Source organism: Streptomyces sp. 2P-4 (assembly GCF_030167965.1).
GTDB classification, from domain to species: Bacteria; Actinomycetota; Actinomycetes; order Streptomycetales; family Streptomycetaceae; genus Streptomyces; species Streptomyces globosus_A.
The window spans coordinates 3460193-3484374 of the sequence record NZ_CP095011.1; the positions used below are offsets into that span (position 1 = coordinate 3460193).

Consider the following 24182-nt stretch of genomic DNA (forward strand, 5'->3'; position numbering starts at 1 on the left):
GGTCTGCCGTGAGACTCCACCCGTTCGGAACTGGACCGTACAGTACTCGGTCGAGTACTGCACGGTCCAGTACTCTTCGGGTGCACCGGCGACGACGGGCAGGAGGAGTCGAAGATGGACAGCCGTTCGGCACGCAAGCACCAGGCGATCCTGGATGCCGCGACCACCGTGTTCCTGGACAAGGGGTATTCGGGGGCGAGCATGGACGACATCGCGAAGCTGGCAGCGGTCTCCAAGCAGACCGTCTACAAGCACTTCGCGGACAAGGAGAAGCTCTTCGCCGCGATCGTCATGGCCACCACCGACCGCATCGACGGCATGATCGACCTGGTGGCCGAGGTGCCCGCCGACGCCGACGCCCTGGACGAGAACCTGACTCGTCTCGCCCGCCGGTTCCTCGCAGCCCTCACCCAGCCCCAGGTCATCCAGCTGCGCCGACTGATCATCGCCAACGCCGACACCTTCCCCGCGCTGGGAGCCGCCTGGTACGAGCACGGTTTCGAACGGGTCCTGGCCACCCTGGCGGCCACTTTCGAGCGCCTGACCGACCAGGGAGCACTCAAGGCCGACGACCCCATGCTGGCCGCCCACCACTTCGCCGGACTGCTGCTGTGGATCCCCGTGAACCGGGCCATGTTCCACGGCGGCGTCCAGCACACGGAGGCCGACCTCGACCTCTACGCGACGGCCGGCATCCGCGCCTTCCTCGCCGCGTACCGGGCACCAGGCAGCCCGTGAGAGACGGCGGGCCGTACCGTGCCTACCTGCCGGGTGTCGGGGTGGCACCGTTCCGGGTGGATGAAGGTGAGCCGGTGGCATTCGTCGCGGAATGCGGCAGCGGGCAGGAGCAGCAGGTGCGCTCCGGCCGGGATCAGCGTTCCGGCGAGGTCGACTTCGCGGGTGGTATTGCGTAGCCGGCCGGCCAGCGGCAGGTCAGGACACAGGGTCTCCTCGAAGGCCTCAGACCGGAGGCCGGTGCGACGGAGTTCCCGCGAACAGGCGGGACGGATCCCCGCATGGGCGATCAGGTTGCCGAATCATCGCGTCCATCACGCTGCCGGCCCGTACCGAGTGGTCGCAGACACGGAACATCTGCCGGGCATCACACGCCTCCTGTGCGCCATCCGCGCCTGCCGGGGCGCCGTACGTTGCTCGCGAGGTCTCGCGATCCGCCGCCACCCGGGTAGCGGGCCGCCACGGGGTTCACCGACCGCTGTTCTCGGCGAGAGTGTGGGCGACGAGAGCGTTGGCGTGGCCGTGGCCCAGGCCGTGCTCGGACTTGAGCCAGTTCACGAGCTCCATGTGCCTGGTCAGCGGGGAAGAGCGGATGAGGTCCTTCCACTCGGCGATCGGACGGCCGTACTTCTTCTCGATGGACGGGAAGTAGGCGGCAGGGCCCTTCACAGCGGCGGTCACGGGTATCCCCTTCTGTATGTCACAGCGGAATGGGCTGGTTGGTGTCGATGGTGCCTGTGGGAGACGCGGTCCGTCAGGGGGTGCCCGGAGCTGCGGCCAGCCGGGCCGTCACCGCGGTCAGCCACAGCAGGCCCAGTCCCGCACCGGCGGTGAAAGCCAGGACGGAGACGGCCGAGGCCATGAAGCCGGCGAGGACGGCCACCGGTACGAGGCGGGTGGCGACGGCCCATCCCCGCAGGCCGCGCGCGGCGAGCGGACGGGCCAGGACGACGAACGCCGCGCACAGGGCGAGGTACCCGGCCAGCCCGCCAGCCATGTGGACGGCACCGTGCACGCTCATCACGGTCGCCTCGGGCGAGCCGGCGGGGAAGCCTGCCCCGGCGTCGGCCGGAAACACCGCGGCGGTCCAGAAGGACAGGGCGAACACGCCGACCAGGACCGGGCCCCAGGTCCCGCCCGGCATACCGCGCAGCACCCACCGCATGCCCGTCGCACCGGCGAGCAGCAGCGCGCCGGCGAGCAGGAAGTTCGCCGTCTGGATCCATCCGGAGTCACCGAGGGCGAGCTGGCTGATCGCGTTCCGGGTGAAGTCGAAGCCGTCCCGCACCATGCCCTGGGCGAGCCCGGCCGCCAGGAACAGCGGACCTGCCACCACGCCGCCGCTCGCCGTCCATCGTGCCGCGGGGCGCGGGGCGGGCGCGTGGGAGACGGTGTCGCGCGGGGCGGTCAGCGTGTGAGGCATGGCGGGCCTTCCTTCCCTCGGTGGTTTCGCTTGTATGACCGGCGGCAGGAGGCGAAGTCATCGCTCCCGGCGGTGTGCACTGGATCACATGCACCCCGGGGCGGCTCCCTCTGCGCACGCGCCACCGGGAAGGGGGTGCCGCACGTGCCGGCAGCGGCGCTTGCAGGCGGACACCATGGTGCGAGGGAACGACGGGACGCCGGCCTCGAACCGGCTCGCGCGCAGGTCGAACTCCCTTTACACAGACCTCGCGCCGGGTGATCCCCAAGCCCGGGGCGCGGGTTCGGCTTCCGGCATCCGCTCCGCGGCGGAAGCAGTCCTGAAGATCCGGTCCAAGTGGTGGCGGAGCACCGCAATCGCCGACTCCGGGCTGCGCTGGCCCACGAGGATGCTGGTACCCATGGCCGCCGCCATCGCGAGCAGGCTGATCGCCTCCGTGCGCGCGTCGGCGTCCGGGTCTGCCAGGCCGGCCGCCTGCGCCTGCTCAAGGAGCCCGGCCAGGGCGTTCTCCGCAGCGTCGGGCTTGTCGATGAACGGCTGCGCAGCCAGCGCCCCGTCGGTGACGGACAGGATGGCGTAGGAGCTGTACAGCAGGTGGAACGTCCGGCTCTCCTCGTCGGTGGGCAGCGAGGCCAGGAGCAGCGCCTCCACGGTGGCGCGCGCGCCCGGGTTCGGGCCGGCAGCAGCCAGGCGCGCCCCCACCCTTGCAGTGAAGCGGTCGGTCAGGTGCCGGAGGCCGTAGAAGAGCAGCTTCTCCTTGGTCTCGAAGTAGTACTGCACGAGCCGGAGCGACACACCGGCCTCTGCGGCCACGTCGCGCATGCCGACGGCATGCAGCCCCCGCCGCCCTGCGACCCGGATGAGCGCCTCGGCAATCTGGGCGCGCCGCTCCTCGTGGTCCACCCGCTTCGGCATGGTTCCGTGTCTCCGCCCGTCGTCGGTGGGGCCGTGCTCTCCTGCCCGGGCCTTTCATGATACCGGCGTACCATTTTGATGGTACGGTCGTACCACAACCAGGGGACTTCACCGGAGGTGCCGCCGTGCCCGAGAACAAAGCCCGCGTACGCCGAGATGTCGGCCGCTACGTCAACGACGCCTTGCGCGACCGCTACTTCGCCGCCGCCGACGCCCTCTACGCGATGGGGGCGCCCGCCCGCTCCGAGACGGACGTGGAGACCAGCTTCGGCACCACCCACGTCTACCGGTACGGGCCCTCGGACCCCGCCGCCGAGTCCCGGACCCCGATCGTCCTGATCCACGGCGCCGGCTACAGCTCGGCGATGTGGTACCCCAACACCCCTGGGCTCAGCCTCGACCGCCCTGTCTACGCTCTCGACACGCCCGGCGATGCAGGCCGCAGCGTCCACCGCGAGCCCATGTGGCAGCCGGAGCGTGCCGCCCAGTGGATGGACGAGGCCCTCGACGCGCTCGGCCTCGACCGGGTCCACCTCGTCGGCTCCTCCTACGGCGGCTGGCTGGTGCTCAACCAGGCCCACCGGCGGTCCGGACGGCTCGCCTCGGTCACCGCCCTCGACCCCGGCGGCCTGGAGAAGGTCGGTCTGCGCTTCTTCGCCTGGGTCTTCGTGAGCCTGTTCGCCACCTTCGCCCCGAAGGCGCTGCGTCCCCGGCTCGCCAAGTGGCTGGACCAGCCGGTCATCGCCGTCCCCGAGATGCGCAAGTGGATCCAGCTCGGCGCCCGCGCGTACCGGATCCGCCGCCCCGCGCCGCTGCCGCTGGACGAGGACGCGCTGCGGTCCATCCGGACCCCGCTCTACGTCATCATGGGCAAGCACAGCCTGCTCGTTCACCCCAGGCGGCAGCTGGAACGCGTACCGCGCCTCGTCCCCGGAGCCCGCGCCGAGATCATCACCGCGACGGGGCACGGCCCGCAGATCGACCACCCCGACGTGGTCAACGCCCGGATGCTGTCCTTCATGGACGACGTCGACTCCCCCCGCCCCGCCGCGGTCGAGGCATAGGGCTCGCGCACATGCGCCGCGAGCCGCAGCGGACCTCGGGCCGGGGCGTCGGCGGGAGTTGGGACGCCGGCGGACACACGGAGTCCGCGCGGGCCTCGGCCCGGTGCCGCCCGGCGGCCGAGGCCCCGCGCAGGGCCGCCTGCCCGTCCGGGCGCATCGGGCCGCAGCGGCAGAAGCAGACCAACAGCGCCGCCGGAGCGGGGAACATGGCGGCGAACCGGCCGCCACGCCCGCGCCCGCGGATCCGCGAGATCACCTGACCGGCGGCACATGTCCGCGACGGGCCACCGGATGTGCTGGGGCAGGTGTGCGATGCACCCTCCTACGAGTTAATCGCGCTCTGCCTATTCGGCGGCATTGTCGGATGATCAACAATGCGAGTCCGGTTATTTTCGGCACGATTTCAGTCATGTATGTGTTTGTATTAACCCCCCTCCCCACCCCTCATCTGTTGTAGCTGCGCGAAATTTCCTGCGTAATATGCGGCGAGCGACACACCAGGGCTTCCCGGGCGAACGGTAGGGCCCGGTACGCCACGCCCCCCACAGGAAATGGCCTCTTGATGAAGCTGAAAATCCAGGCGGCCCGGCGCCGCACTCTTTCCGGCTGGCTGTCCTCGGCCGTCGCCGTCACGATTGCCGCTGTAATGGTCGCCGGATTGCCGACACAGGCAATCGCCATCGCGACACCCGTGCCGCTGGGCACCACCGCCAGCTACTCCGTCCTGGCAGGTCAGGGAGTCACGAACACCGGTCCCTCGGTACTCGACCACGACCTTGGGACGCACCCGAACCCGGCCATCACCGGGTTCCCGCCCGGACTGGTGCTCGGCGCGGTGCACGCTGCGGACGCCGCGGCCGCTCAGGCCAAGAGCGATCTGATCGTGGCGTACAACCAGGCGGCCGGACAGGCACCGGACTTCGCGCTCGCGGCCGGGATCGGCGGGGGCCAGGAACTGCTTCCCGGCGTCCACAGGGCCACATCCGGTGTCTGACTCACCGGCGACCTGATCCTGAACGCCGGGGGCAACCCCAACTCGGTCTGGGTCTTCCAGGTTCCCGAAGCCCTGACCACGGCGTCCAGCAGCCGGATCCTCCTCACGAACGGCGCTTCGCCGTGCAACGTGTTCTGGCAGATCGGGAGTTCGGCGACCATCGGCACCACCTCCACGTTCGTCGGCACCATCATGGCTCTGACCTCCATCTTCGTGAATCAGGGGGCGAACATCGAGGGCCGGGCGCTGGCCCGTGAGGGCGAGGTGACCCTCAACAACAACAGGATCTTCCTCGGCGGCTGCGCCACCGGCGGCACGACAACCGGGACCACCACCGGAACCACCACCGGAACGACCACCGGCACGACCACCGGAACGACCACCGGAACGACCACCGGCACGACCACCGGCACGCCGACGGCCGGCACGACGACCGGCACGACCGTGGGTCTGATCGGTGGCGGCCTCCTGGGCGGCCCGATCGTCGACCTCGTGTCCGGCGGCACCTCGGGGAACATCGCCGGCAACACCTCCGGGAACACCGCGGGCAACACGGCCGGGAACACGGTCGGTGGGAACACCATCGGGGGGAACACCACCGGCGGAAACGTCACCGGCGGGCAGGGCGGCAAGCCCGGCGCACCGGACCACGGCGGGCCGGGCCGGGACCACAGCGGCCTGGAACACCACGGGCCGGAGCACGGCGGCCCGGGCGACGGGCACGAGGAGGCACCCGGCAAGCCAGGCCACGACCACGGGCACGAGGAGGCACCCGGCAAGCCGGGCCATGACCACGGCCGCGACGGCACGGGGAAGCCGGACGACCACTACGGCTACGGCAACAAGCCCGCGGGCATCGAGGGCTAGGCAGCAGCCTGCACGAAACCCGATCACCGAAGGGCGGCGCGCGGCGGGATGCTCATCGAGTCCGCCGCGCGCCGCCGGTGAGAGTCGCGCAGGTACCTCAGGCGATCAACAGACATGAGAAGGACCGGGTGGGCGGTGTCGAGCGGGATTGAATCTGCGGACGTGAAGGAACTCCCTCAGTCCGATTCCGGTCCGGTCCCCGTGCAGCGCCCTGGCGAAGCGGTCAGACCGGGCGGGTCCCCCATGGGCGTTCGTGCACTGAAAGCGGGGCTGCACACCGCCGTGGCCCTCTGCCTGGTGACGGCCCTGGTCCATATCGCCCTGGTGTTCCTCCACGTGGCCCCCGCCAGCCCCGTGTCGAAGCGGTACAGCTCCCAGGTGAATGGATGGGTGTTCCCGCTCTTCGAACAGAACTGGCGGCTCTTCGCCCCGGACCCCGACTCCTTCAACCGAAAGATCCTGGCGAGAACCGCACACACCGACTCCACAGGATCGGTGCAGGTGACCCCCTGGTTCGACCTGGCTGCGGTGGACCATTCCGCAGTCGACCACAATCCGTTTCCGAGCCACACGTCCCAGAACCTGCTGCGCCGCGCCTGGACCTCCTACGTCGAGACCCACGGCGGAAGTGACACGGCGCGCTCGGAACGCGCCGTGATGCTGCAGACGTACCTGCGCAACATCGCCGCGGACCGCTTCGCCGCCCACCACGGCGGCCGCGCCTTCGGCTTCATTCAGCTCCGGGTCGTCACACTGCCCGTTGCCGCGCCCGGCGCACCGGCCGGGAACCGCCCGCCGGCACCCACCGAGGACCGGCTCCTGCCCTGGTGGAAGGTGACCCCCCATGGGAAATGAACAGGCCCCCCAGCACCCTTCCACGGCAGCCGGGCCGCACCACCCGCCGGGCCAGGAGACTTCGATCGCCCTCGCGGCCCGCCGCCGCCTGCTCGACCGGATCGGCGCCCTGTGGGCGCTTCTCACCGACCGGCCGATCTCCCTCTACGCCGCGTCGGTCCTGCGCATCGGCTACGGGCTGCTCTACCTGGTCTTCCTGCTGCGCGAGTTCCCGCACCGCGACGAGATCTGGGGCCCCGGCTCCCCTTGGACGCCCGCGCTGGCACACCAGCTCTTCGACCAGACGGGCTGGAACAGCATCCTGATCCTGTCCGACAGCCGCGCCTACTTCGAACTCTGCTACGCGGCGGCCCTCCTCACCTCCGCGCTGTTCATGCTGGGCTGGCGGACCCGCGCCATGTCCATCCTCTTCGCCGTCGTGGTGACCTCCTTCCACGCCAGGTCGATCTTCATGACGGACGGAGGCGACAACCTGGTCCTGCTGATGGCCCTCTACCTCGTCCTCACCGCGTGCGGTCGGCGCTGGTCCCTGGACGCACGCCGAGAGCGGCTCAGGGCGGCTCGTGCGGACCAGGCACCGGAGCCGGTGAGGCGCTTTCACGCAGAGCAGCTCCGGGCCGCCCGCACCACCTTGACCACGGCGGTGCACAACTGCGGGATGCTCGTCATCGCGGCACAGGTCTGCTTCCTCTACGGATCGTCCGGCCTGTACAAGATCCAGGGCTCCACCTGGGGCGGCGGCACCGCCCTCCACTACGCGCTGAACCTCGAGCTCTTCCAGCCCTGGCCCGCGCTCTCCCACCTCGTGGACGAGTACCCGATGGTGATCGCGATCGCCGGCCACGTGACGGTGCTCCTGCAGGTGGCCTTCCCGTTCGTGCTCTTCGGCCGACTCAAGTACCCGGTACTGACCGTGCTGCTGGGCATGCACCTCGGCATCGCGGTGCTCCTGGGGCTGCCCCTCTTCTCCGGCGCGATGATCGTCGCGGACGCCGTCTTCCTTCCCGACCGCTTCTACGCCTTCCTGCCTCACCTGTGGCGGCGCGCGGCCCGGCGCACGGGGATGCGGCGGCCGGCACCCGGCCGGGCGGCGGGGTCAGGAACCGTACCGCCGCAGGGCAGGACCCGCGTACCCGGCACCGGGCGCCGAGCCGCCCCTGCGCCGAAGGACACCACGCCGGCCACCGGGCTCGCGTCCGACCCGTCCTCGGCACCGATCGGCCGACCCGCCCTCTGACGCCGCCACATCGGGGACGGGCGTCACCTGCGTGCCTCGCTTCGGCGGCGAGAGGGTGCAGAGTGCGGCGGTGCGTGTCAGCGTCGTCGGTGAGGCATCCGTACCCCACTCATCAAGAGGAGTCGCCGTCATGGGCGGTACGCAGGACAAGCCCCAGCCGGGCAAGGGCAGCGAGGCGCAGCAGCACCACCGCTCCGGAGACCCCGCTCACCCCCGGCCGGGCAAGTCATCGCGCGCGCAGGGCCGGAAGCAGGACCAAGCGGAGACCTCCCACCGCCGCGAGGACGACCTGTTGCGCGAAGAAGACCTGCACGACGAGAACCTCTGACCGGAACGCCCCTCGCACACCCGCAGGGCCCGGCCGCCGGTCCGGAGCGACCCGGCCGGGCCCCGTCACGGACCACCCTCCAGGGCCTGCCCCTGGCAGGCAGGGGATGGAGCCCGCTCAACGGCACCGGCCGTCCGCCGGCGGGGCTCAGCGGCTGCGCGAGTGGTCGTCCGGTGACGGTTCCGGGCCGGCGTACACCTTGATGACGTCCTCGACGAATCTCCGGGTGCCGTCCGGGCTCAGTGCCCGGGCCTGCACGTGCGCGTACATGTCGCTGTAGCGCCGCACGTCGGATCGCTTCTCCAGGTAGAGGTCGCTGGTGAACCTCTCCAGATACACCACGCTGCCGTCGGTGGCCTCAGCGAAATCGAGCAGCGTGAACTGTCCCGCGACACCCGGGTGCGCACCGGCGTCGTGGGGGAGAACCTGCAGGGTGATGTGCGGCTGGGCGCTGATGCGGATCAGGTGTTCCAGCTGTGCGCGCATGACCTCGCGGCTGCCCACGACGCGCCAGAGCACCGATGCGTCCATCACAGCCCACAAGCGCAGCGGAGTGCCCGTGGTGCGCAGGCGGTCCTGGCGCCGCATCCGCACCTCGAGCCGTCTGGCGGCCTGTTCGGCAGTGGCTTGAGGGATCGTTCCTGCGATGACGGACCGCGCATAGGCGGAAGTCTGCAGCAGGCCGGGGACCACCTGGGCCTCGTAGCAGCGGACCGCGGCCGCTTCGCTCTCGAGACCGATGTAGGCGCCGTACCGGATGTCGTCGTAGGCGTGCCACCAGCCCTGCCGGCCCGATTCCCTGGCCATCCGCATCAGATCGTCCACACGCCGCTGGTCCCGGACTCCGTACAGCCCGCAGAGGTCTCGCACGTCGCGTGGCTTGACGTTGCGGCGGCCGTTCTCCAGCAGGCTGATCTTGGGCTGGGAGATCAACAGGCGTGCCGCCACCTGTTGCGTCGTCATACCGCTGATCTCCCGGAGCCGCCGTAGCTCCGAGCCCAGTCGGCGCCTGCTGACGGTGGGGTTTCCAGTGACACCCACGGCGGACGTACCTCCACTCCGAGAACCCTGCCTGGCGAGAAGACTGCCACGGCCGGGCCGGCCGGACGTGCCTTGGCCGCGCGTCATACACGGCGATTCACACCGGGCGCAGTCCCGCCCTCCTGCGGCCGGGAGCCGCGGTCGGGGCCGCACCGTGCAAGCGCGGGACCTCCCGCGAAACGCCGCACTCGGGGGTTCAATTTTCTGTTTTCGCCGCTGCAGATTTTGGCGGGTGCCACCGGGAGGGTTTTTACCCCCGCCGCGCGCAGCGAAATAAGCCGCGCACAAAAACCTCTCGGGCGTGCTACTGTCGATCCCAGTTGCAGTTTTGGTACCCATGAATTTCAAGCGCTTCGCCCGGCCTCCGTGCCGCACTGAAGCGCTTCGTATTTCCGGTTATTTCCGGCAGGGCATCATCGCGGCGACACGGCATCCGCACAGTGCGGACGCCTGCGTACTGCCCCAAAGGAGAAAAACATGGCTGCTGGCACCGTGAAGTGGTTCAACGCGGAAAAGGGCTTCGGCTTCATCGAGCAGGACGGCGGCGGCGCCGACGTCTTCGCCCACTACTCGAACATCGCCACCCAGGGCTTCCGCGAGCTGCAGGAGGGCCAGAAGGTCACCTTCGACATCGCGCAGGGCCAGAAGGGCCCGACGGCCGAGAACATCGTTCCCGCCTGACGCCGACGCGCATTTCACAGCTGGGGCCCGCATCCTTCGGGGTGCGGGCCCCAGCTGCACGCGTTTCACACACCCACTCCCCAGGGGCGCACAAAGAGCAGCATCCGCATTCCGTTCGGCTCGTTCTCGTTATTCCCTGCCGTGTTCTCCACCGCGGGAATTCCCTGACACGTGCCGCATCAGGGAAGGTTCTGAATGAACCGCACACGCACGAACGACCGTCCCCGGCGCATGCGCGCCGTCCGAGGCGAATTCGCCCTGCCGGAGACCCTCACGCCCGCGCTGCCCGCCGTCCGCGCCTTCGCCGAGCTCGACATGCCGGCCGCGCTGCTGGCCGCCCTCGGCGCCCAGGGGGTGACCGTGCCCTTCCCCATCCAGGGCGCAACGCTGCCCAACACCCTCGCCGGCCGTGACGTGCTCGGCCGCGGCCGCACCGGCTCCGGCAAGACCCTGGCGTACGGCCTCGCCCTGCTGGCCCGTACCGCCGGTCGGCGCGCCGAACCGCGCCGACCGCTCGCCCTCGTCCTCGTCCCCACGCGCGAGCTGGCCCAGCAGGTGACCGACTCCCTCGGCCCGTACGCCCGCGCCGTGCAGCTGCGCCTGACCACAGTCGTCGGGGGTCTGCCGATCGGCAGGCAGGCCGGGGCGCTGCGGGGAGGCGCGGAGGTCGTCGTGGCCACGCCCGGACGGCTGAAGGACCTCCTCGACCGGGGCGCCTGCATCCTGGACGACGTCGGCACCACCGTCCTCGACGAGGCCGACCAGATGGCCGACATGGGGTTCATGCCGCAGGTCACCGCGCTCCTGGACCAGGTGCGGCCCGACGGGCAGCGGATGCTCTTCTCCGCCACCCTCGACCGCAACGTCGACCGGCTGGTCCGGCGCTACCTGACCGACCCCGTCGTGCACTCGGTGGACCCCTCGGCCGGTGCGGTGACGACGATGGAGCACCACGTGCTGCACGTCGACGCCGCCGACAAGCACCGGACGACGACGGAGATCGCGGCGCGCGACGGCCGGGTGATCATGTTCCTGGACACCAAGCACGCCGTCGACCGGCTGACCAGTGACCTCCTGAACAGCGGGGTGCGTGCCGCCTCCCTACACGGCGGCAAGTCCCAGCCGCAGCGCACCCGCACCCTCGCCCAGTTCAAGACCGGCCACGTGACCGTGCTGGTCGCGACGGACGTGGCGGCGCGCGGCATCCACGTCGACAACCTCGACCTCGTCGTCAACGTCGACCCCCCGACGGACCCCAAGGACTACCTCCACCGGGGCGGCCGTACCGCCCGCGCCGGGGAGTCCGGCAGCGTCGTCACCCTCGTCACCCCCGACCAGCGCCGCGACATGACCCGCCTGATGGCGGCCGCCGGCATCACCCCGCAGACCACCCGGGTCCGCTCCGGCGAGGAAGCCCTCAACCGCATCACCGGCGCCCAGCCGCCCACCGGCGTCCCCGTCGTCCTCACCCCGCCGGCCGCCGAACGGGCGAGGCGCAGGACGTCCGACCCCGGCAGGCGGCGCCGGCCTGCTCCGACGGACCGCCGCACGAGGGTGCGGCAGACCGGGCTCGACCCGGCGGCCTGAGAGCCGCATGAGCAGGAAACCGGCACATCTCTTCAGGAGGCACCTTGTGACACCGGCCCGGATGCAGCCCCCCGTGTCGAACCCCGGCTCGAACCGCTTGCACCGCTCGCACCGGACGGTGCGCGACGCGATGGAGGCGACAGGGCCGCAGGTCTGCGACGACATGACGGTCGAAGTGGCCCTGGCCGTCATGGCCGGCGCCCGCGCCGGCCATCTGCTCGTCAGCGACGAGCACGGCCTGTGCACCGGGCTGGTCACGCGGGCCCGGCTCACCGCCATCCGCGACAGCCCGGCCTACACCGACCGGGCCCGACTGCGCGACGTCCTGGGCGGCCGCGGGCCGTTCACCTCGCCCCTGACCGCCATGGCCGAAGCCGAACGGGCCATGCGCCACCGCAGTGTCGACCTCCTGCCCGTCGTCGACGAAGAGGGCAGCGCCGTCGGCGTCCTCGACCTTGCGCGCTGAACCACGCCGCGCGACACGACCGTTCCCCTTCCTTTCTGTGAGGCCTCATGCGCTGTGTCATCGCACGTTTCCCGTTCGACCTGACCAAGAGCGGTGTCCTTGAGTCGATGAAGGGCATTGCGCCCGAGCCGGTCACCGGCGCATCGGTGACCATCGGCCGCCGCACCTACCCCGTCAAGCAGGTCGGCCAGATCATCACCGGCCAGGACCGCCGCGACTTCAGCGCCGGCGAAGTGCTCCGGGCCATGGCCCGGCTCGGGTTCACGTGCCACACGGCCCCTCCGGCCGCCGGGGCGACGGGCCTGCTCGGCCTGCTCCCGCAGGAATCCGCGCTGCTCGGTGCCCGCCGGAACACCTGACGGACACGGTCGGCTTCCGTCGGCACGCGAAGCGAAGAGGGCCCGGGCTCCGGTCAGAGACCCGGGCCTTCGTCGTTCTCCGCGGCCCTGCCGCCCCGCGGGCCCGCCGGGCGGTGGAGTTCGGCCAGCAGGATGTCGGCTGCCCCGATGACGTTGTCGGCGTGGACGGCGCGGGCCATGGCCGTACGGGCGGCCTCGGGCTCGGTGGCCGGCGGGACGACCATGAGGGAGAAGTGGTCGTTTTCGCCGCGGGTGATCAGGACGGTGTCGTCGCCGACGGGGAAGGAGTCGAGGTGCACGACCCGGTCGTCGACGACCAGGCGGGTCGGGATGCGGTTCCAGGCGGAGGCGTCCAGGCCGACCCGGGTGAGGGGCCCGAGGTGCTCGGTCAGAGCGGTGATCAGCGGCGGGAGCTCCCGCTCGACGTCACGCGAGCGGGGCCACCACGCACCGTCGAGGAGGCTCTGCCGCGCCCCCGTCGTCTCCAGCCGGAGCAGCGCGGTGCCGGGTGCCACGGCCGCGTGGACCTCGTCCGGCAGGAGGCGCGGCGGCGGGGCGCCGTCGTGCGGGGAAGTACCTGCGTCGGTCATGATCAGTCCGTCCGTCCGGCGTGGTGCCGCGGCTGCCCGGTCCCGGGCTGCGGTGGCCGGCAGGCGGGGCGACGGCCCCGTTCCTTCACCGTACTCCGCGGGGCCGCGCGGACACGCCGCTCCCCGCCGGGGAACCGGTCGGCACCGCGCTCCGGACGTACCGTGGAGGTACCAAGGCCGGTCCGGCCCGCTCCGGGCGTCGCGGGCGGGCCTCCTTCGGGAGAAGAGGACGGTGCAGCGTTGGACCGCCACGAGCCAGACGCGGAGGCCATGCCGCCGCCGGGCCATGCCGAAGTGCGGATCGTCTCCGCCACCCCGGAAGCCGCCCGCAGGGTGGCCGACGTGCTGCGCCGGTGCTTCGGCGGCGACGAGCAGCGCAGCTATCCCGCCCCGGGCGGAGGCACCCGCCTCCACCTCACCGTCGACACCGACCACGCCGCCGAACCGGCCCGGTCCTGGCTGGCCACCAGCAGACCCCCGAGCGGCACCGGCCCGCACTCCGAGGAACCCTGACCGGCCCGCGGGGCTCGGCGCGTCCGGTTCCGGCGCGGAGTACGTTGGAGGTACCGGGAGTACTTCGCACAGCCGCCCTCACGCGGATGTCGTTCCCGGCGATCACTAGGCCGGGGCGCCCGCAGGCGTCCCGGGGACGGGTCCCGGTCTCATGGCCACCACCGCTCCCACCCACCAGGCGCGCCTGGCACTCACCCCGCACACCTCCATGGCCGGCCTGCTGGACGGCGCCTGGTGGCCGTACTCACGCGATCTGGCCGCCGAGCTGCCGCCCCTGGTGGACGCGCTGCGGGACCGCTTCGGACGCGTCACGCGCATCACCGCGAACCCCGCGCCGTGGCCGCCGGCCCCGTACAGGGTCTCCGTCGGCGGATACGCCGTGCACATCGGCTGGTTCACCGGCCAGCCCCGCGACACGATGATCCTGCTCTCGTACAGCCTCGGCCGCTGCGACCTGCTCGTGCTTCCCCCCGAGACCGAACGCGCGTCCGCCGCGCGCCTGATGGCCGCCGCCTCCGCCCCGGGCAATGTCCGCACCACGGACACCCTCATGGCCGACGAGGACGCGACCGGCCGCCGCCTGCGGGAGGCACGGGCCGGTGGGGGGGACCCTCAGGCGGAGGGCGACACCTCCCCGCAGCCCCGCCCCGTGGTGGGGGCGCGCATGATCTACGTGCCGCGGAGCACGTGGAGGTGACGCCTGCCGTCCCCGCGGCGGTACCGCCGCTCCCCGGTCGGGAGAAGTGCCCCGCTGCTGCGCCCACGCGCCCTCGTCGGAGACCGGGGCGTTCGTCACCGTGCGGCTCTCTCGTGCCCTCGACGCGCCCTCCGCGTGCCCCAACGCAGGGCTGCGCTGCTCGGAGCCCCCGCCGCATGCGGCGTGCGCCCTTGCGGCTCGCACGGTGCACCGCGTCCCCAGGTTCTACGGCACAGCTGCATCGCCATCATGACACCTATAGTGCTACTGTCATTAGCATCATGTTGCTGAGACTGGACACCACGGACAGCCGCCCCCTGCACGAGCAGGTGGCGGGAGCGATCCGGCGGGCCATTGCCGAGGGCGAGTGCGCGCCGGGGGACCGGCTGCCTCCGGCGCGGGACCTGTCCCGCGCGCTGGGCGTGAACGCGAACACCGTCCTCCGCGGGCTGCGCGCCCTGCGGGACGAGGGGGTGCTGGAGTTCCGGCGCGGGCGCGGCGTCACCGTCGCCGAGGCCGCCGACCAGCGCGCGCAGTTGCTCGACCGGGCACGGCAGTTGGTGGCCGACGCGGCGCACCTCGGCTACAGCAAGAACGATCTCATCGCGATGATCAGGGGGCTTTCGTGACTGACCGTACGAAGAGGGACGGCGCCCGGTGGGGGGCGGCGATATGGGCGGCCGGCGTGCTGGCCGTCCTGGCCGCACTCCCCCTCTCGGCGAACAGGCGGCTCCCGGAGCGGCTCGCCACGCACTGGGGGGACGGCTCCCCTGACGGTTCGATGCCGCTGTGGGCGGCAGCGCTCCTCCCGGCGGCGCTCTGGGCCGTACTGGTCCTCTCGCTGTCCTTCGCCGGGCGGCGGGGCGGCTCACCCTCGGGAGGGTGGGTCGGGGCTGCGCTGCTGTCCGGGGGCGTCTTCCTGGCGGGCACCCAGGCGTCGATCGTGCGGGCCAACCTGGACCGGGCCGACTGGAAGGACGCCGGCCCGGTCGACACCGGAGTGGTGGTCACCGTCGCGGCTGCTGCGGCCGCAGGGCTGCTCGGCTGGGTGGCCTGGCGGCACGCGGCGCTGCCCGCTGCGCCGGGGCAGCCCGTCGGAGGCGCCGTCATGGAGATCCCGGCCGGGGAGCGCCGGGTCTGGCTCTCCCGTACGTCGAACCCCTGGCTCCACCTCACCGCTGCCCTCACGGGTCTGATCGCCGTCGCGGCCGCCGCGGCGGCCGCGGGTGGGCTCCTGACCGGTATGCAGTGGGCGGTGATCACCCCGTTCGCGAGCGCCTCGGTCCTGGTTCTCGCCTGCTCCTCGGTGCAGGCGCGCGTGACCGGGGCCGGCCTGGAGGTCTCCTTCGGCCCCCTGGGCCGACCGGTCCGCCGCTGGACGGCCGCCGAGATCGTGTCGGCGCGCTCCGAGGACCGCTCCCCGGCACAGGTCGGCGGCTGGGGCTACCGGCTCGGCGGACTGGGCACCACGGTCATGCTCCGGTCCGGCGAGTGCCTGGTCATCCGCCCCCGCGAGGGTGCCGAGTTCGCTGTGAGCGTCGACGACTCCGAACGCGGCGCCGCGCTCCTCAACGCCTACTGCGCAGGCCGGCAAGCGGACGCATGAGCCCGGTCCCCGCCGTCGCGGAGTTCGCCGCCCGTACCCCGAACCACCCTCCGGGGCTTGCACGTTGGGGCCACGGGGCGGAGCGGGCGGGAAGGACCGCGGCGTGGTGCGCCTGCCCGATGCGGCATACGAGGCACCCGGCGCGGCCGTGACGGGCGGCGCGGCCGTCCTGCCCCTCCCCCCGCCGCAGCCGCGCGCGGGGCCGTCAGGCGTGCTTGTCCGACGGCTGGCGAACGGGCTGCACCGACCAGCTCGGCGGCTCGTCGCCGCCCGCCTCCTCGTCGGCCTCCGCGTCGGCGGCCGTCGCGTGGACCCTGCCCGGCGCGTGGTGGACCGGCGCGTACACGGCGTAGAGCTGCATCGGCTCGTCGCCGATGTTGGTGACGTTGTGCCACGTGCCGGCCGGCACGAAGATCGCCCAGCCGTCCTCGACCTCCTGCTCGAAGTCCAGCCGGTCCTTCGCGGGGCCCATCTGGACGCGGCCCCGGCCTGCGTCGAGCCGGAGGAACTGGTCGGTCTCCGGGTGCGCCTCCAGGCCGATGTCCTCGCCCACCGGGATCGACATGAGGGTCAGCTGCAGGTACTTCCCGGACCAGGCGACCGTGCGGTAGTCCGTGTTGCCGACCGTCGCCTTCTCGAGGTCGAAGCTCTGGGGGTCCGGCCCGATGTCCTTGATGTTCATGCCTTCTCTCCGGTCAATGAGGCGGTACGAGAGCCGTCGATTGCCGGTCGGACTCACCCGCCGCGCGTGTCGTGCTGCGGCCCGTACCCGGCTCCCGGCGTCACTGCGGAAGGGATCCTTCCCCGCCAGCATGCCACGATGCGTGATGCCGGATGTCGTCTGTGTCACCCGGCGTGGCGGGCCCGGGACTCCCGGAGTCGGCCCGGGCGGGTGGTGTGGCGGGCGTCAGGCGGTGTGGAGGGCTTTGAGGGCCGTCCGGAGGTCTTCCCTCAGGTCGGCCGGGGACTCGAAGCCGACGTGCACGCGGATCAGGGGGCCGCGGCCCGACCAGGTGCCCGGGAGGCGGCCGGCGGCGGGGTCGGCGGGGACGACCAGGCTTTCGTAGCCGCCGTAGCTGTGGCCCAGGCCGAAGATGCGGAAGGCGTTCAGCATGGCCTCCACGGCGGGCTTCGTGAACCGCGGGTCCAGCTCCACGCCGAACAGGCCCGCCGCGCCCGTGAAGTCGCGGCGCCACAGGGTGTGGCCCGGGTCCTCCGGGAGGGCGGGGTGGAGGACGGATGCCACGCCGTCCTGGGCGGCGGTCCAGCGGGCCAGGTCCAGGGCCTGTTCCTGGTGGCGGGCCAGCCGGGGGCCCAGGGTGCGCAGGCCGCGCAGGCCCAGGTAGAGGTCGTCGGCGCCCGCGCACTGGCCGAGGCGGATGGCCGCGCCGCGGATGAGCGGGTAGCTCTCCTGCGTGCAGACGATCGCACCGAGGATGCTGTCCGCGTGCCCCGTCAGGTACTTCGTCGCGGAGTGGACGACCGCGTCCACGCCCGCGCCCAGCCCCAGCGGCCGGCAGAAGGCGGGGGTCGCCCAGGTGTTGTCCGCGATGGTGGCCACCCCGCGGGCCCGGCACACCTCGGTGATCGCCGGGATGTCCTGGACCTCGAAGGTGGTCGAGCCGGGGGATTCCAGGTAGAGCAGGCGGGTGCGGGGGCGGATCAGCGCGTCGATCGCGGCGCCGGTCGCGCACGGGTCGTAGTACTCGGTCTCCACGCCCAGGGCGGCGAGCGAGTCGCAGAACTTGCGGGTCGGCAGGTAGACGGAGTCGCTGACGAGGATGTGGTCGCCGGCCCGGACGTACGCGAGGATCGCCGTGGTGATCGCCGCGAGGCCGGAGCAGGTCGCCACCGTGGCGTGGCCGCCCTCCAGGACGGTCAGGGCCTCCTCGAAGGCGCGGCCGGTCGGGGTGCCGAAGCGGCCGTAGACCGGGGTGCCGCGCTTGAGCGGGTCGGCCTGGGAGGCGTCCATCTCGGCCGTGTCGCGGTAGAGGGCCGTGGAGGCGCGGTGGACGGGCGGGTTGACGTAGCCGCCCTGCCGGCCCGGGTCGGAGCCGGCGTGGACGAGCTGTGTCTCCGGGGAGAGGGGTGCCTCGTGTGTCATCGGGTCGCCGCCACTGCCTGTTCGGGTTCGGTCGGTGCCTGCGCGGCGGTACGGCGGCCGGCGCCCAGCAGGGCGGCGAGGAGGGCCGCGCCCGCGGACTGGGCCGCCACCGCCAGCCAGAACGCGTCGATGTCGCCTGCCGCCTGGTAGTGGGCGAAGACGAAGCCGCCGACGACACCGGCGAGGAGTCCGCCGATGCCGGCGGTCAGCCGCTGGACGCCGAAGGCGAAGGCCGGATTGCCCGGCACCCGGTCGACGAGTTCCAGGTCGCAGCGCAGGAAGAGGAAGATCTCGCCCAGCGTGAAGAGGGCGGTGCCCGCCAGCAGGGCGGGGATGCTGCCGAGGGCCATGGCCGCCGTACCGAGGGCCATCAGCGCGAACGAGCCGGCCACCAGCAGGCGGTAGTCGGCACGGGCGATGCGGTCGGCCCACACCGGCTGGAGCACGACCACCATGGCGCAGTTGAGCAGCATGACCCAGCCGAGGACCTGGATGTTGCCGACCCCGGCCGCGTACAGGCCCATGAAGCTCTGGAAGAAGAAGTAGACGTAGAAGGCGAGGGACGTGAAGAGGATCGGGCGGAGCGCGGAGCGGAGCGCCGCCCGCCTCCCCCGGGTCCCGGCCCCGGCGCCGACCGGGGCCGCCTCCGCCGGCGGTTCGGCCGGTCGGCGTTCCACCGGCTTCAGGGCGGCCTGGTGCGCCGCGGTGATCAGCGCGAAGAGCGCGGCGAGGCCGATCAGCAGCAGCACCGGGTCGGCGTCGACGAGCAGCGCGGCGAGCAGCGGTCCGAGCCCCATGCCCGCGTTGAGGGCGGCGCTGCTCACGCCGAGGAAGAGCGGGCGCAGGGTGTCGGACACGCTGGTGACGATGTACGCCTTGTTCGCGGGGAGGTACAGCGCCGGGCCGGCCGCCACGAGGACGACGGCCGGGTACGCGACCCAGGGCACCGCGACGGCCAGGCCGAACAGCACCAGCCCGACCGTGCGGAGGGCCAGCGCGAGCACCATCGTCCGCTTGAGCCCGAGCCGGTCCACGACCGGGCCGCCGAGGATGCTCCCGCCGAACTGGATGAAGGTGGCCACCGCCACCAGGACGCCGGCCACCCGGACGTCCATGCCGACGGCCTCGACCATGAGCACCCCGATGAACGGGGTGACCATGTAGCTGCCGAGGGCGACGACGAAGGACAGGCCGATCAGGGCCTTGAGGCCGGACGGCAGCCCGGTGAACGTGCGCCATGCAGCCGCCGGTCCGCCGCCGCGGCCGGTCCGCTTCCCGGTCACGGTGAGCCGCTCCCTCCGGCCGCCCCCGCCCCGGTGGCGACCGGGCGGTCGGAGGGCATGCCCCACTCGCTCCACGAGCCGTCGTACACGGCGAGACCGCCGTACCCGGCGAGGGTGGCGCCGAGTGCGAGGACGCAGGCGGTGACGCCGGATCCGCAGCTGAAGTACAGCCGCTCGCGCTCCCCGGCAGCGGCGGCGAACGCCGTCCGCAGCTCGTCCGCGGGGCGCATCAGCCCGCCGTCCCGCTGGAGTTCCCCGAAGGGCAGGCTGGCGGAGCCCGGCATGTGGCCTCCGCGCAGGCCGGGGCGCGGCTCGGGTGCGGTGCCGGCGTACCGCTCGCGGGTGCGGGCGTCGAGGACGGCGGCGGCCGGGTCGGCGAGGGCGGCGGCGACGGTGTCGGCGTCCACGAGCAGGCCGGGCCGGGGCCGGGCGGTGAAGTCGCCGCGGGGGCCGTCGTACGCGGCGGCCACGGGCTCGGCGGGGTGGCCGGCGGCGGTCCAGGCGGGCAGGCCGCCGTCGAGGACGGCGACCCGGTCGAAGCCCATGGCGCGCAGCATCCACCAGGCGCGGGCGCTGGAGTAGATGCCCTGCGCGTCGTAGACGACGACGGTGTCGGTGTCGTGCACGCCGAGCGCGCGCATGGCCTCGGTGAACTGCGGGGCGCCGGGCATGGTGTGCGGTACGGCGGAGGTGTGGTCGGACAGGTCGCCGTCGAGGTCGAAGGGCCGGGCCCCGGGGATGCGCAGGGCGGCGCCGCGGTGGGCGCCGACGGAGGCGTCGAAGAGGACGGTGCCCGCGCCCTCCCCGAGCCGCGCGGCGAGCCAGTCGGCGGAGACGAGGGGGCCGGGCAGGCCGCCGTCGGCAGTTCCCGCAGCAGGGGCGGGGGATGCGGTCGCGTCGTTCATGCGGTGCCTCCGGAGGAGTCGGCGGGCCGCCAGCGGGTGTTGTCGGAGAACCAGCGCGCCACGCGTTCGAGGTTGGCCGCCACATCCTCCTCGGTGTCCCCGTCGACCACATAGCCGGCCAGGAACAGCCCGGACTTGACGCCGCCGTGGAACTCCTGGCCGACCGTCCCGGTCAGCATCGCCTCGCGGACGCACCCGGGCCGGTCCGTGCCCGCCCCGGCGGCCGGGAGCTGCTCCAGCACGCCGTTCTGCGGCGGGATGCACAGCGCCCCGGCGGGCCGGTACGCGGGGGTGCCGAGTGTCGGGGGCAGGCCGCACTCCGCGTACAGCCACTCCTTGTCCAGGTCGATGCCGAAGGCGTGCCGCACCATCGAGCTGATCATGCCGCCGCCGGTGCGGCTGGCGATCTCGCAGAAGACCAGCCGGTCGTCCGGAGTGATCCAGAACTCGGCGTGGAAGGCGGTCTGCGGCGGGGTCGGCAGCTCGGCGAGGACCGCCCGCGCCGCCTTGACCAGCCGGTCGTACGCCGGGTCCTGAGGGGTGAGCGGCAGGTTGGCCACCCAGTCGTTGTCCCGGAAGGACAGGCAGTCGTGGAGGTAGCGGAAGGGGTGGACGAAGACCACCTCGCCGCCCGCGACCAGCCCGTCCACGTGGTACATCTGGCCGGGGACGAACGCCTCGACCTCGCTGGAGCCGCGCCACGGGCTGGCCAGGTACGCGTCCAGCTCCGCCTCGTCGCGGATGATCGCCGCGCCCAGCGAGCCCGACTCGGACACCGGCTTGATGACGACCGGGTAGCCGTGCTCGGCGACGAATCCGAGCGCGGTGTACGCCGAGTCGAGCCGCCGGTAGGCGGGGATCTCGACGGGCCCGCCCGCGAGGTGGTCCTTCATGACGACCTTGTCGCGGAAGGCGAGCGCGCTCGCGGTGTGCTGGCCGGGCAGGCCGAGCAGCTCCCGCAGCTGCGCGGCCCGTACGACGTCCGCCTCGGCGCGGGCGAAGACCGCCTCGACCGCGAACTCGCGGGCCAGGCGAAGCGCGGTCTTCTCGACGAGCTGGTTGGTGTCGTACGCGTCGAAGGCGTGCACGTGCGGGAGGTGGGAGTATCCCGCCGCGTACTCCGTCGCGGTCACGATGACCGGGGTGATCCCCGAGCCGGCCAGCCACTGGTCGTACGGGGTTTTGGAGTGGGGCGTCTTGGCGAAGACGAGGACGTGGCGCATCGCGGCGGTCTTTCTCTCGGGTCAGGACGGCGTCAGGACGGCATCGGAGCTGCGGCGGGGCCGCGGCGTCAGGACTGCGCGTCGACGAGGAGCGGCAGCCGGCGCCGCTGGGGGACGCGGGAGATCAGGCCGAGCTCCTCGGACAGCTCGGTGGCGAAGCAGCCGTCCTTGTAGACGCCGGAGAGGCGCTTGGCGGTGAAGGCCTCGATCGCGTCGTGGTCGAACTCGACGTCGTAGGCGGTGTGCTCGCCGTCCTCGCCGGTGGTGACCGTGCGGACGAGGATCCCGAGGTGCGGCTCGAAGGTGTTGACGCAGCCGACGACGTCGCCGATCTTCTCGCGGCGGCCCGCGGGGCTGTCGGAGAGGACCTCCTCCTGGGCCGGGATGGCGGCGAACAGCTGGCGGCCGGCGCGGCACCAGCCGACGTGGGAGGGGAAGCCCATGGCCTTGATGCCGAAGGTGCCGAAGTCCTCGCTGACGCCGAGCTGGAAGCGGAGCGGGATCGTCTCGTGGACCCACTTGAAGTCGCGGTACGCCTGCTCGATCTCCTCGCGCGTCAGGCGCAGCTCGGGGTGGCGTCCGCCGTGGTCGGTGAAGTTGTTGAAGCGGACGGTGTCGACGCCGAGGTTGTTGAAGTAGTGGGCGTAGCGCTCCAGGGAGGTGCGGCCGTGGTTGTGGCGGCCGATGGTGACGCCGATGTTGACGCGGAAGGCGTCCTCGGGGGCGACGCCCTTGTTGTACTCGGCTATGCGGCGCAGCACCTCCTCGGTCTCCGCGCCGGAGAAGACGCCCTTGATGGGGTACGTCTTGTGGTCGGTGACCTGCAGGTTCTCGTCAATCACGCCGTGGTAGGTGATGGAGATGGTGCCGTAGCCGTTCTTGACGGCCAGGTCGAGGAGCTCGGTCCAGTTGTCCGCGAGCAGGGGGCGGCCGCTGGTCCAGGCGTCGCCCTTCTCCATCGTCTCGGTGGGCGTGTGGTCGGCTTCCTGGCGGAACTCCCGGTTGTTGGCGGGGCCGTAGAGGCGCATGAACTCGCCGTCGTAGGCGAAGCTGTCCACGTAGCGGGGGTAGACGTGGTAGCCGTGCGACTGGAGGCCTTCCAGGATGCGGGGGCCCTCCTCCATCGCGAAGGATTTGTCGTAGACCTTCTCGTAGTTGACGAACCAGCAGTGCGTGCACTTCTGGCCGCAGGTGTTCTTGCCTACCTTGGTGTCGAGGTCGAGGTAGATGTGGATGTCCTCGGGCTTGATGTCCTTGAAGGGCATCGAGAACGGGGCGTCTCCGTGGAAATCGTAGGAAATGGGCGCGTTCTGGACAGACATGTGTTCCCCCCTGCGGTTGCGGTGGCGTGATCGGTGGAGAAGTGACGGTGTGACGGGCCGCGCGGGGCCGTGCCCCCGGACGTGCGGGGTGCTCGTCAGAGGTTCGGATCGGGTGCGGTGGTGACCACCGGGTGGCCGATCAGCTCCGTGACGGCTGCCGCGCATGCGTCGGTGTCCGCTGCGGTCAGGACGGCCATGCCCAGCCGGTCCGAGGAGGAGCGCAGGGCACCGACCGGGTCGCCCGGGCGGACGGACACGTCCCAGGTGTGGACGTCCCCGTGGGCGAGTACGGGCGGCGGCGCGACGGCCGTCACCCGCCCGGGCGGGGCGGTGAGGAAGACGGTGGCGGCCGCGGCCGCCGCGGCGGGCCCCCGGACGACCTCGGCGCCGACGGCCCAGCCGAGGGCGGCGCGGCGCCACTCGACGCCGGTGGTGAGGCGGACCAGGTCGGCGATGCCGTCGCCGCCGAGGCGGGTGTGGGTCTCGATCACGACGACCTTGTCGCCGTCGACCTTGACCTCGGTGTGGCTGGGGCCGTCGGTGACGCCGAGGGCGTCGAGCAGCTCGCCGACGGCACGGGCGACCAGCTCCTGCCGGCGCGCGTCCAGGGACGGCGGCGGCATCATGTGGCTGACCTCGATGAACCCGTCGGTGGTGCCCTTCTCGGCGATGCCGTGGACGGTGTGCCGACCGGCCGCCGACAGGGCCTCGACGCTGAACTCGCGCCCCTCGGCGAACTGCTCGATCAGGGTGGCGGCCGTGCGGCGGTCGGCGGGGAGTGCGTCGATGCCCTCGACCAGGGCGATGGAGGTGCTGCCGACGCCGTCCACCGGCTTGGCCACCGCCCGGCCGTGGGCGGCGAACAGGCGGGCCACGGCCTCGGCGTCGTCGCCCGCCGCGAAGGCCGGGTTCAGGTGCGGGGCCTCGCGCTCCAGGATGCGCCGCATCTCCAGCTTGTCGCGGGTGGCCCGTACGGCGGCCGGGTCGACGCCGGCGACGCCGAGCCGGCGGGCCGCCAGGGCGGCCGGCTCCAGGCCCAGCTCGGTGAGCGAGACGACGGCGGCCGGCGCCAGCGGCCGCAGGACCTCGTCGGTGAAGGCGAGGAAGGCGGGCAGGTCCAGGAAGTCGGCGGTGAGGACCCTGGCCCCCGGGTCGAGGGCAGGCGCGCCGGGCAGCTGCACGTGCACCGACTCGGCGGGCAGGGCCGCCGCCTCCCGGGCGACGGTCGGATTGGCCCCGACGATCACGAGGACCGCCTCACCGCCCCCGTCCGCCGGCTGATTCCGGCCCGGCACGTGCCGGTCATGCCGCATTCCATCTGCCGCCCCCACTGCACCTACTTCCCCCGTACCGCTCGCCGACCATTCGTTCGACCGGCGCGGTGAGA

The 24182-nt window shown here is 72.3% G+C and carries 25 protein-coding genes and 1 pseudogene; 14 read left to right on the forward strand and 12 right to left on the reverse strand.

The window, feature by feature from the left end; all coding sequences use genetic code 11:
• Positions 1-114 precede the first annotated feature (114 nt).
• Positions 115-738, forward strand: a complete 624-nt coding sequence (locus MUK52_RS15120) for a TetR/AcrR family transcriptional regulator (RefSeq protein WP_114053425.1) — start codon at positions 115-117, stop codon at positions 736-738.
• A 465-nt stretch (positions 739-1203) separates the two neighbouring features.
• On the opposite strand, the gene MUK52_RS15125 is transcribed toward MUK52_RS15120, so the two are convergent.
• The 3 genes from MUK52_RS15125 to MUK52_RS15135 all read right to left on the reverse strand — a co-directional run bounded on the left by MUK52_RS15125 (position 1204) and on the right by MUK52_RS15135 (position 3073).
• Positions 1204-1416: a DUF4287 domain-containing protein gene (locus MUK52_RS15125; RefSeq protein ID WP_114053424.1), complete on the reverse strand. Its 213-nt coding sequence runs from the start codon at positions 1414-1416 to the stop codon at positions 1204-1206.
• A gap of 73 nt (positions 1417-1489) precedes the next feature.
• Positions 1490-2158 carry a DUF998 domain-containing protein gene (locus MUK52_RS15130; protein ID WP_114053423.1) on the reverse strand — a complete coding sequence of 223 codons (669 nt, stop codon included), beginning with the start codon at positions 2156-2158 and terminating at the stop codon, positions 1490-1492.
• 237 nt (positions 2159-2395) lie between these two features.
• The gene (locus tag MUK52_RS15135) at positions 2396-3073 is read right to left on the reverse strand and encodes a TetR/AcrR family transcriptional regulator (protein WP_284577029.1); all 678 of its coding nucleotides are present in this window, start codon (positions 3071-3073) and stop codon (positions 2396-2398) included.
• Between the two features lie 125 nt (positions 3074-3198).
• Between MUK52_RS15135 and MUK52_RS15140 the strand changes: the two genes are divergently transcribed.
• From MUK52_RS15140 to MUK52_RS15160, 5 genes and pseudogenes are all read left to right on the forward strand, one after another.
• Positions 3199-4137 (forward strand): alpha/beta fold hydrolase, encoded by a 939-nt coding sequence (locus MUK52_RS15140; protein ID WP_114053421.1) that lies wholly within the window; start codon positions 3199-3201, stop codon positions 4135-4137.
• A 646-nt stretch (positions 4138-4783) separates the two neighbouring features.
• Positions 4784-5998 (forward strand): annotated as a pseudogene (locus MUK52_RS15145) (ice-binding family protein).
• Between the two features lie 114 nt (positions 5999-6112).
• Positions 6113-6853 carry a DUF5819 family protein gene (locus MUK52_RS15150; RefSeq protein ID WP_114053418.1) on the forward strand — a complete coding sequence of 247 codons (741 nt, stop codon included), beginning with the start codon at positions 6113-6115 and terminating at the stop codon, positions 6851-6853.
• Positions 6843-8090, forward strand: coding sequence for an HTTM domain-containing protein (locus MUK52_RS15155; protein WP_114053417.1), 1248 nt, complete (start codon positions 6843-6845; stop codon positions 8088-8090). Before MUK52_RS15150 ends, MUK52_RS15155 begins: the two co-directional genes overlap by 11 nt.
• 130 nt (positions 8091-8220) lie before the next feature.
• On the forward strand, positions 8221-8418 hold the full coding sequence (locus MUK52_RS15160; RefSeq protein ID WP_114053416.1) for a hypothetical protein: 198 nt from the start codon (positions 8221-8223) through the stop codon (positions 8416-8418).
• 147 nt (positions 8419-8565) lie between these two features.
• On the opposite strand, the gene MUK52_RS15165 is transcribed toward MUK52_RS15160, so the two are convergent.
• Complete coding sequence (locus MUK52_RS15165; RefSeq protein WP_246042248.1) at positions 8566-9459, reverse strand: helix-turn-helix domain-containing protein; 894 nt, start codon at positions 9457-9459, stop codon at positions 8566-8568.
• A 477-nt stretch (positions 9460-9936) separates the two neighbouring features.
• Between MUK52_RS15165 and MUK52_RS15170 the strand changes: the two genes are divergently transcribed.
• The 4 genes from MUK52_RS15170 (at position 9937) to MUK52_RS15185 (ending at position 12552) form a co-directional block, all read left to right on the forward strand.
• On the forward strand, positions 9937-10140 hold the full coding sequence (locus tag MUK52_RS15170; protein WP_114053414.1) for a cold-shock protein: 204 nt from the start codon (positions 9937-9939) through the stop codon (positions 10138-10140).
• Between the two features lie 195 nt (positions 10141-10335).
• The gene (locus MUK52_RS15175) at positions 10336-11727 is read left to right on the forward strand and encodes a DEAD/DEAH box helicase (protein WP_114053413.1); all 1392 of its coding nucleotides are present in this window, start codon (positions 10336-10338) and stop codon (positions 11725-11727) included.
• 61 nt (positions 11728-11788) lie between these two features.
• A complete protein-coding gene (locus MUK52_RS15180; protein WP_114058373.1) occupies positions 11789-12193 on the forward strand; it encodes a CBS domain-containing protein in 405 nt (134 codons plus the stop codon).
• Between the two features lie 47 nt (positions 12194-12240).
• Positions 12241-12552 carry an SCO5918 family protein gene (locus tag MUK52_RS15185; RefSeq protein WP_114053412.1) on the forward strand — a complete coding sequence of 104 codons (312 nt, stop codon included), beginning with the start codon at positions 12241-12243 and terminating at the stop codon, positions 12550-12552.
• A 53-nt stretch (positions 12553-12605) separates the two neighbouring features.
• On the opposite strand, the gene MUK52_RS15190 is transcribed toward MUK52_RS15185, so the two are convergent.
• Positions 12606-13142 carry a DUF5994 family protein gene (locus MUK52_RS15190; protein ID WP_246042246.1) on the reverse strand — a complete coding sequence of 179 codons (537 nt, stop codon included), beginning with the start codon at positions 13140-13142 and terminating at the stop codon, positions 12606-12608.
• Positions 13143-13412: 270 nt separating this feature from the next.
• On the opposite strand from MUK52_RS15190, the gene MUK52_RS15195 reads away from it, so the two are divergent.
• From MUK52_RS15195 to MUK52_RS15210, 4 genes are all read left to right on the forward strand, one after another.
• Positions 13413-13655 (forward strand): hypothetical protein, encoded by a 243-nt coding sequence (locus tag MUK52_RS15195; protein WP_114053411.1) that lies wholly within the window; start codon positions 13413-13415, stop codon positions 13653-13655.
• A gap of 151 nt (positions 13656-13806) precedes the next feature.
• Positions 13807-14352, forward strand: coding sequence for a DUF5994 family protein (locus MUK52_RS15200; RefSeq protein WP_284577037.1), 546 nt, complete (start codon positions 13807-13809; stop codon positions 14350-14352).
• Positions 14353-14633: 281 nt separating this feature from the next.
• The gene (locus MUK52_RS15205) at positions 14634-14981 is read left to right on the forward strand and encodes a GntR family transcriptional regulator (RefSeq protein WP_114053409.1); all 348 of its coding nucleotides are present in this window, start codon (positions 14634-14636) and stop codon (positions 14979-14981) included.
• A complete protein-coding gene (locus tag MUK52_RS15210) occupies positions 14978-15958 on the forward strand; it encodes a DUF1648 domain-containing protein (RefSeq protein ID WP_284577040.1) in 981 nt (326 codons plus the stop codon). The genes MUK52_RS15205 and MUK52_RS15210 overlap by 4 nt, the downstream gene beginning before the upstream one ends.
• 205 nt (positions 15959-16163) lie before the next feature.
• Here the strand turns inward: MUK52_RS15210 and MUK52_RS15215 are convergent, their stop codons facing one another.
• The 7 genes from MUK52_RS15215 to MUK52_RS15245 form a co-directional block, all read right to left on the reverse strand.
• A complete protein-coding gene (locus MUK52_RS15215) occupies positions 16164-16640 on the reverse strand; it encodes a cupin domain-containing protein (RefSeq protein ID WP_114053407.1) in 477 nt (158 codons plus the stop codon).
• Between the two features lie 225 nt (positions 16641-16865).
• Positions 16866-18062 carry a cystathionine beta-lyase gene (gene metC / locus MUK52_RS15220; RefSeq protein WP_284577044.1) on the reverse strand — a complete coding sequence of 399 codons (1197 nt, stop codon included), beginning with the start codon at positions 18060-18062 and terminating at the stop codon, positions 16866-16868.
• Entirely contained in the window at positions 18059-19345 is a 1287-nt protein-coding gene (locus MUK52_RS15225) for an MFS transporter (protein ID WP_284577046.1), read from the reverse strand. Before MUK52_RS15225 ends, metC begins: the two co-directional genes overlap by 4 nt.
• Entirely contained in the window at positions 19342-20250 is a 909-nt protein-coding gene (locus tag MUK52_RS15230) for a sulfurtransferase (protein WP_114053404.1), read from the reverse strand. Before MUK52_RS15230 ends, MUK52_RS15225 begins: the two co-directional genes overlap by 4 nt.
• Positions 20247-21473, reverse strand: a complete 1227-nt coding sequence (locus MUK52_RS15235) for an ATP-grasp domain-containing protein (protein ID WP_114053403.1) — start codon at positions 21471-21473, stop codon at positions 20247-20249. The genes MUK52_RS15230 and MUK52_RS15235 overlap by 4 nt, the downstream gene beginning before the upstream one ends.
• A 68-nt stretch (positions 21474-21541) precedes the next feature.
• Complete coding sequence (locus MUK52_RS15240; protein ID WP_246042244.1) at positions 21542-22795, reverse strand: radical SAM protein; 1254 nt, start codon at positions 22793-22795, stop codon at positions 21542-21544.
• A 95-nt stretch (positions 22796-22890) separates the two neighbouring features.
• The gene (locus MUK52_RS15245) at positions 22891-24090 is read right to left on the reverse strand and encodes an ATP-grasp domain-containing protein (RefSeq protein WP_284577049.1); all 1200 of its coding nucleotides are present in this window, start codon (positions 24088-24090) and stop codon (positions 22891-22893) included.
• Positions 24091-24182 lie beyond the last annotated feature (92 nt).

Coding starts and splice junctions, on each gene's coding strand:
- MUK52_RS15120 (WP_114053425.1), top strand. CDS start 115: ATGGACAGCCGTTCGGCACGCAAGCACCAGGCGATCCTGGATGCCGCG.
- MUK52_RS15230 (WP_114053404.1), bottom strand. CDS start 20,250: ATGAACGACGCGACCGCATCCCCCGCCCCTGCTGCGGGAACTGCCGAC.
- MUK52_RS15150 (WP_114053418.1), top strand. CDS start 6,113: ATGAGAAGGACCGGGTGGGCGGTGTCGAGCGGGATTGAATCTGCGGAC.
- metC (WP_284577044.1), bottom strand. CDS start 18,062: ATGACACACGAGGCACCCCTCTCCCCGGAGACACAGCTCGTCCACGCC.
- MUK52_RS15135 (WP_284577029.1), bottom strand. CDS start 3,073: ATGCCGAAGCGGGTGGACCACGAGGAGCGGCGCGCCCAGATTGCCGAG.
- MUK52_RS15170 (WP_114053414.1), top strand. CDS start 9,937: ATGGCTGCTGGCACCGTGAAGTGGTTCAACGCGGAAAAGGGCTTCGGC.
- MUK52_RS15235 (WP_114053403.1), bottom strand. CDS start 21,473: ATGCGCCACGTCCTCGTCTTCGCCAAGACGCCCCACTCCAAAACCCCG.
- MUK52_RS15175 (WP_114053413.1), top strand. CDS start 10,336: ATGAACCGCACACGCACGAACGACCGTCCCCGGCGCATGCGCGCCGTC.
- MUK52_RS15200 (WP_284577037.1), top strand. CDS start 13,807: ATGGCCACCACCGCTCCCACCCACCAGGCGCGCCTGGCACTCACCCCG.
- MUK52_RS15195 (WP_114053411.1), top strand. CDS start 13,413: ATGCCGCCGCCGGGCCATGCCGAAGTGCGGATCGTCTCCGCCACCCCG.
- MUK52_RS15155 (WP_114053417.1), top strand. CDS start 6,843: ATGGGAAATGAACAGGCCCCCCAGCACCCTTCCACGGCAGCCGGGCCG.
- MUK52_RS15215 (WP_114053407.1), bottom strand. CDS start 16,640: ATGAACATCAAGGACATCGGGCCGGACCCCCAGAGCTTCGACCTCGAG.
- MUK52_RS15130 (WP_114053423.1), bottom strand. CDS start 2,158: ATGCCTCACACGCTGACCGCCCCGCGCGACACCGTCTCCCACGCGCCC.
- MUK52_RS15185 (WP_114053412.1), top strand. CDS start 12,241: ATGCGCTGTGTCATCGCACGTTTCCCGTTCGACCTGACCAAGAGCGGT.
- MUK52_RS15205 (WP_114053409.1), top strand. CDS start 14,634: ATGTTGCTGAGACTGGACACCACGGACAGCCGCCCCCTGCACGAGCAG.
- MUK52_RS15240 (WP_246042244.1), bottom strand. CDS start 22,795: ATGTCTGTCCAGAACGCGCCCATTTCCTACGATTTCCACGGAGACGCC.
- MUK52_RS15190 (WP_246042246.1), bottom strand. CDS start 13,142: ATGACCGACGCAGGTACTTCCCCGCACGACGGCGCCCCGCCGCCGCGC.
- MUK52_RS15160 (WP_114053416.1), top strand. CDS start 8,221: ATGGGCGGTACGCAGGACAAGCCCCAGCCGGGCAAGGGCAGCGAGGCG.
- MUK52_RS15180 (WP_114058373.1), top strand. CDS start 11,789: ATGCAGCCCCCCGTGTCGAACCCCGGCTCGAACCGCTTGCACCGCTCG.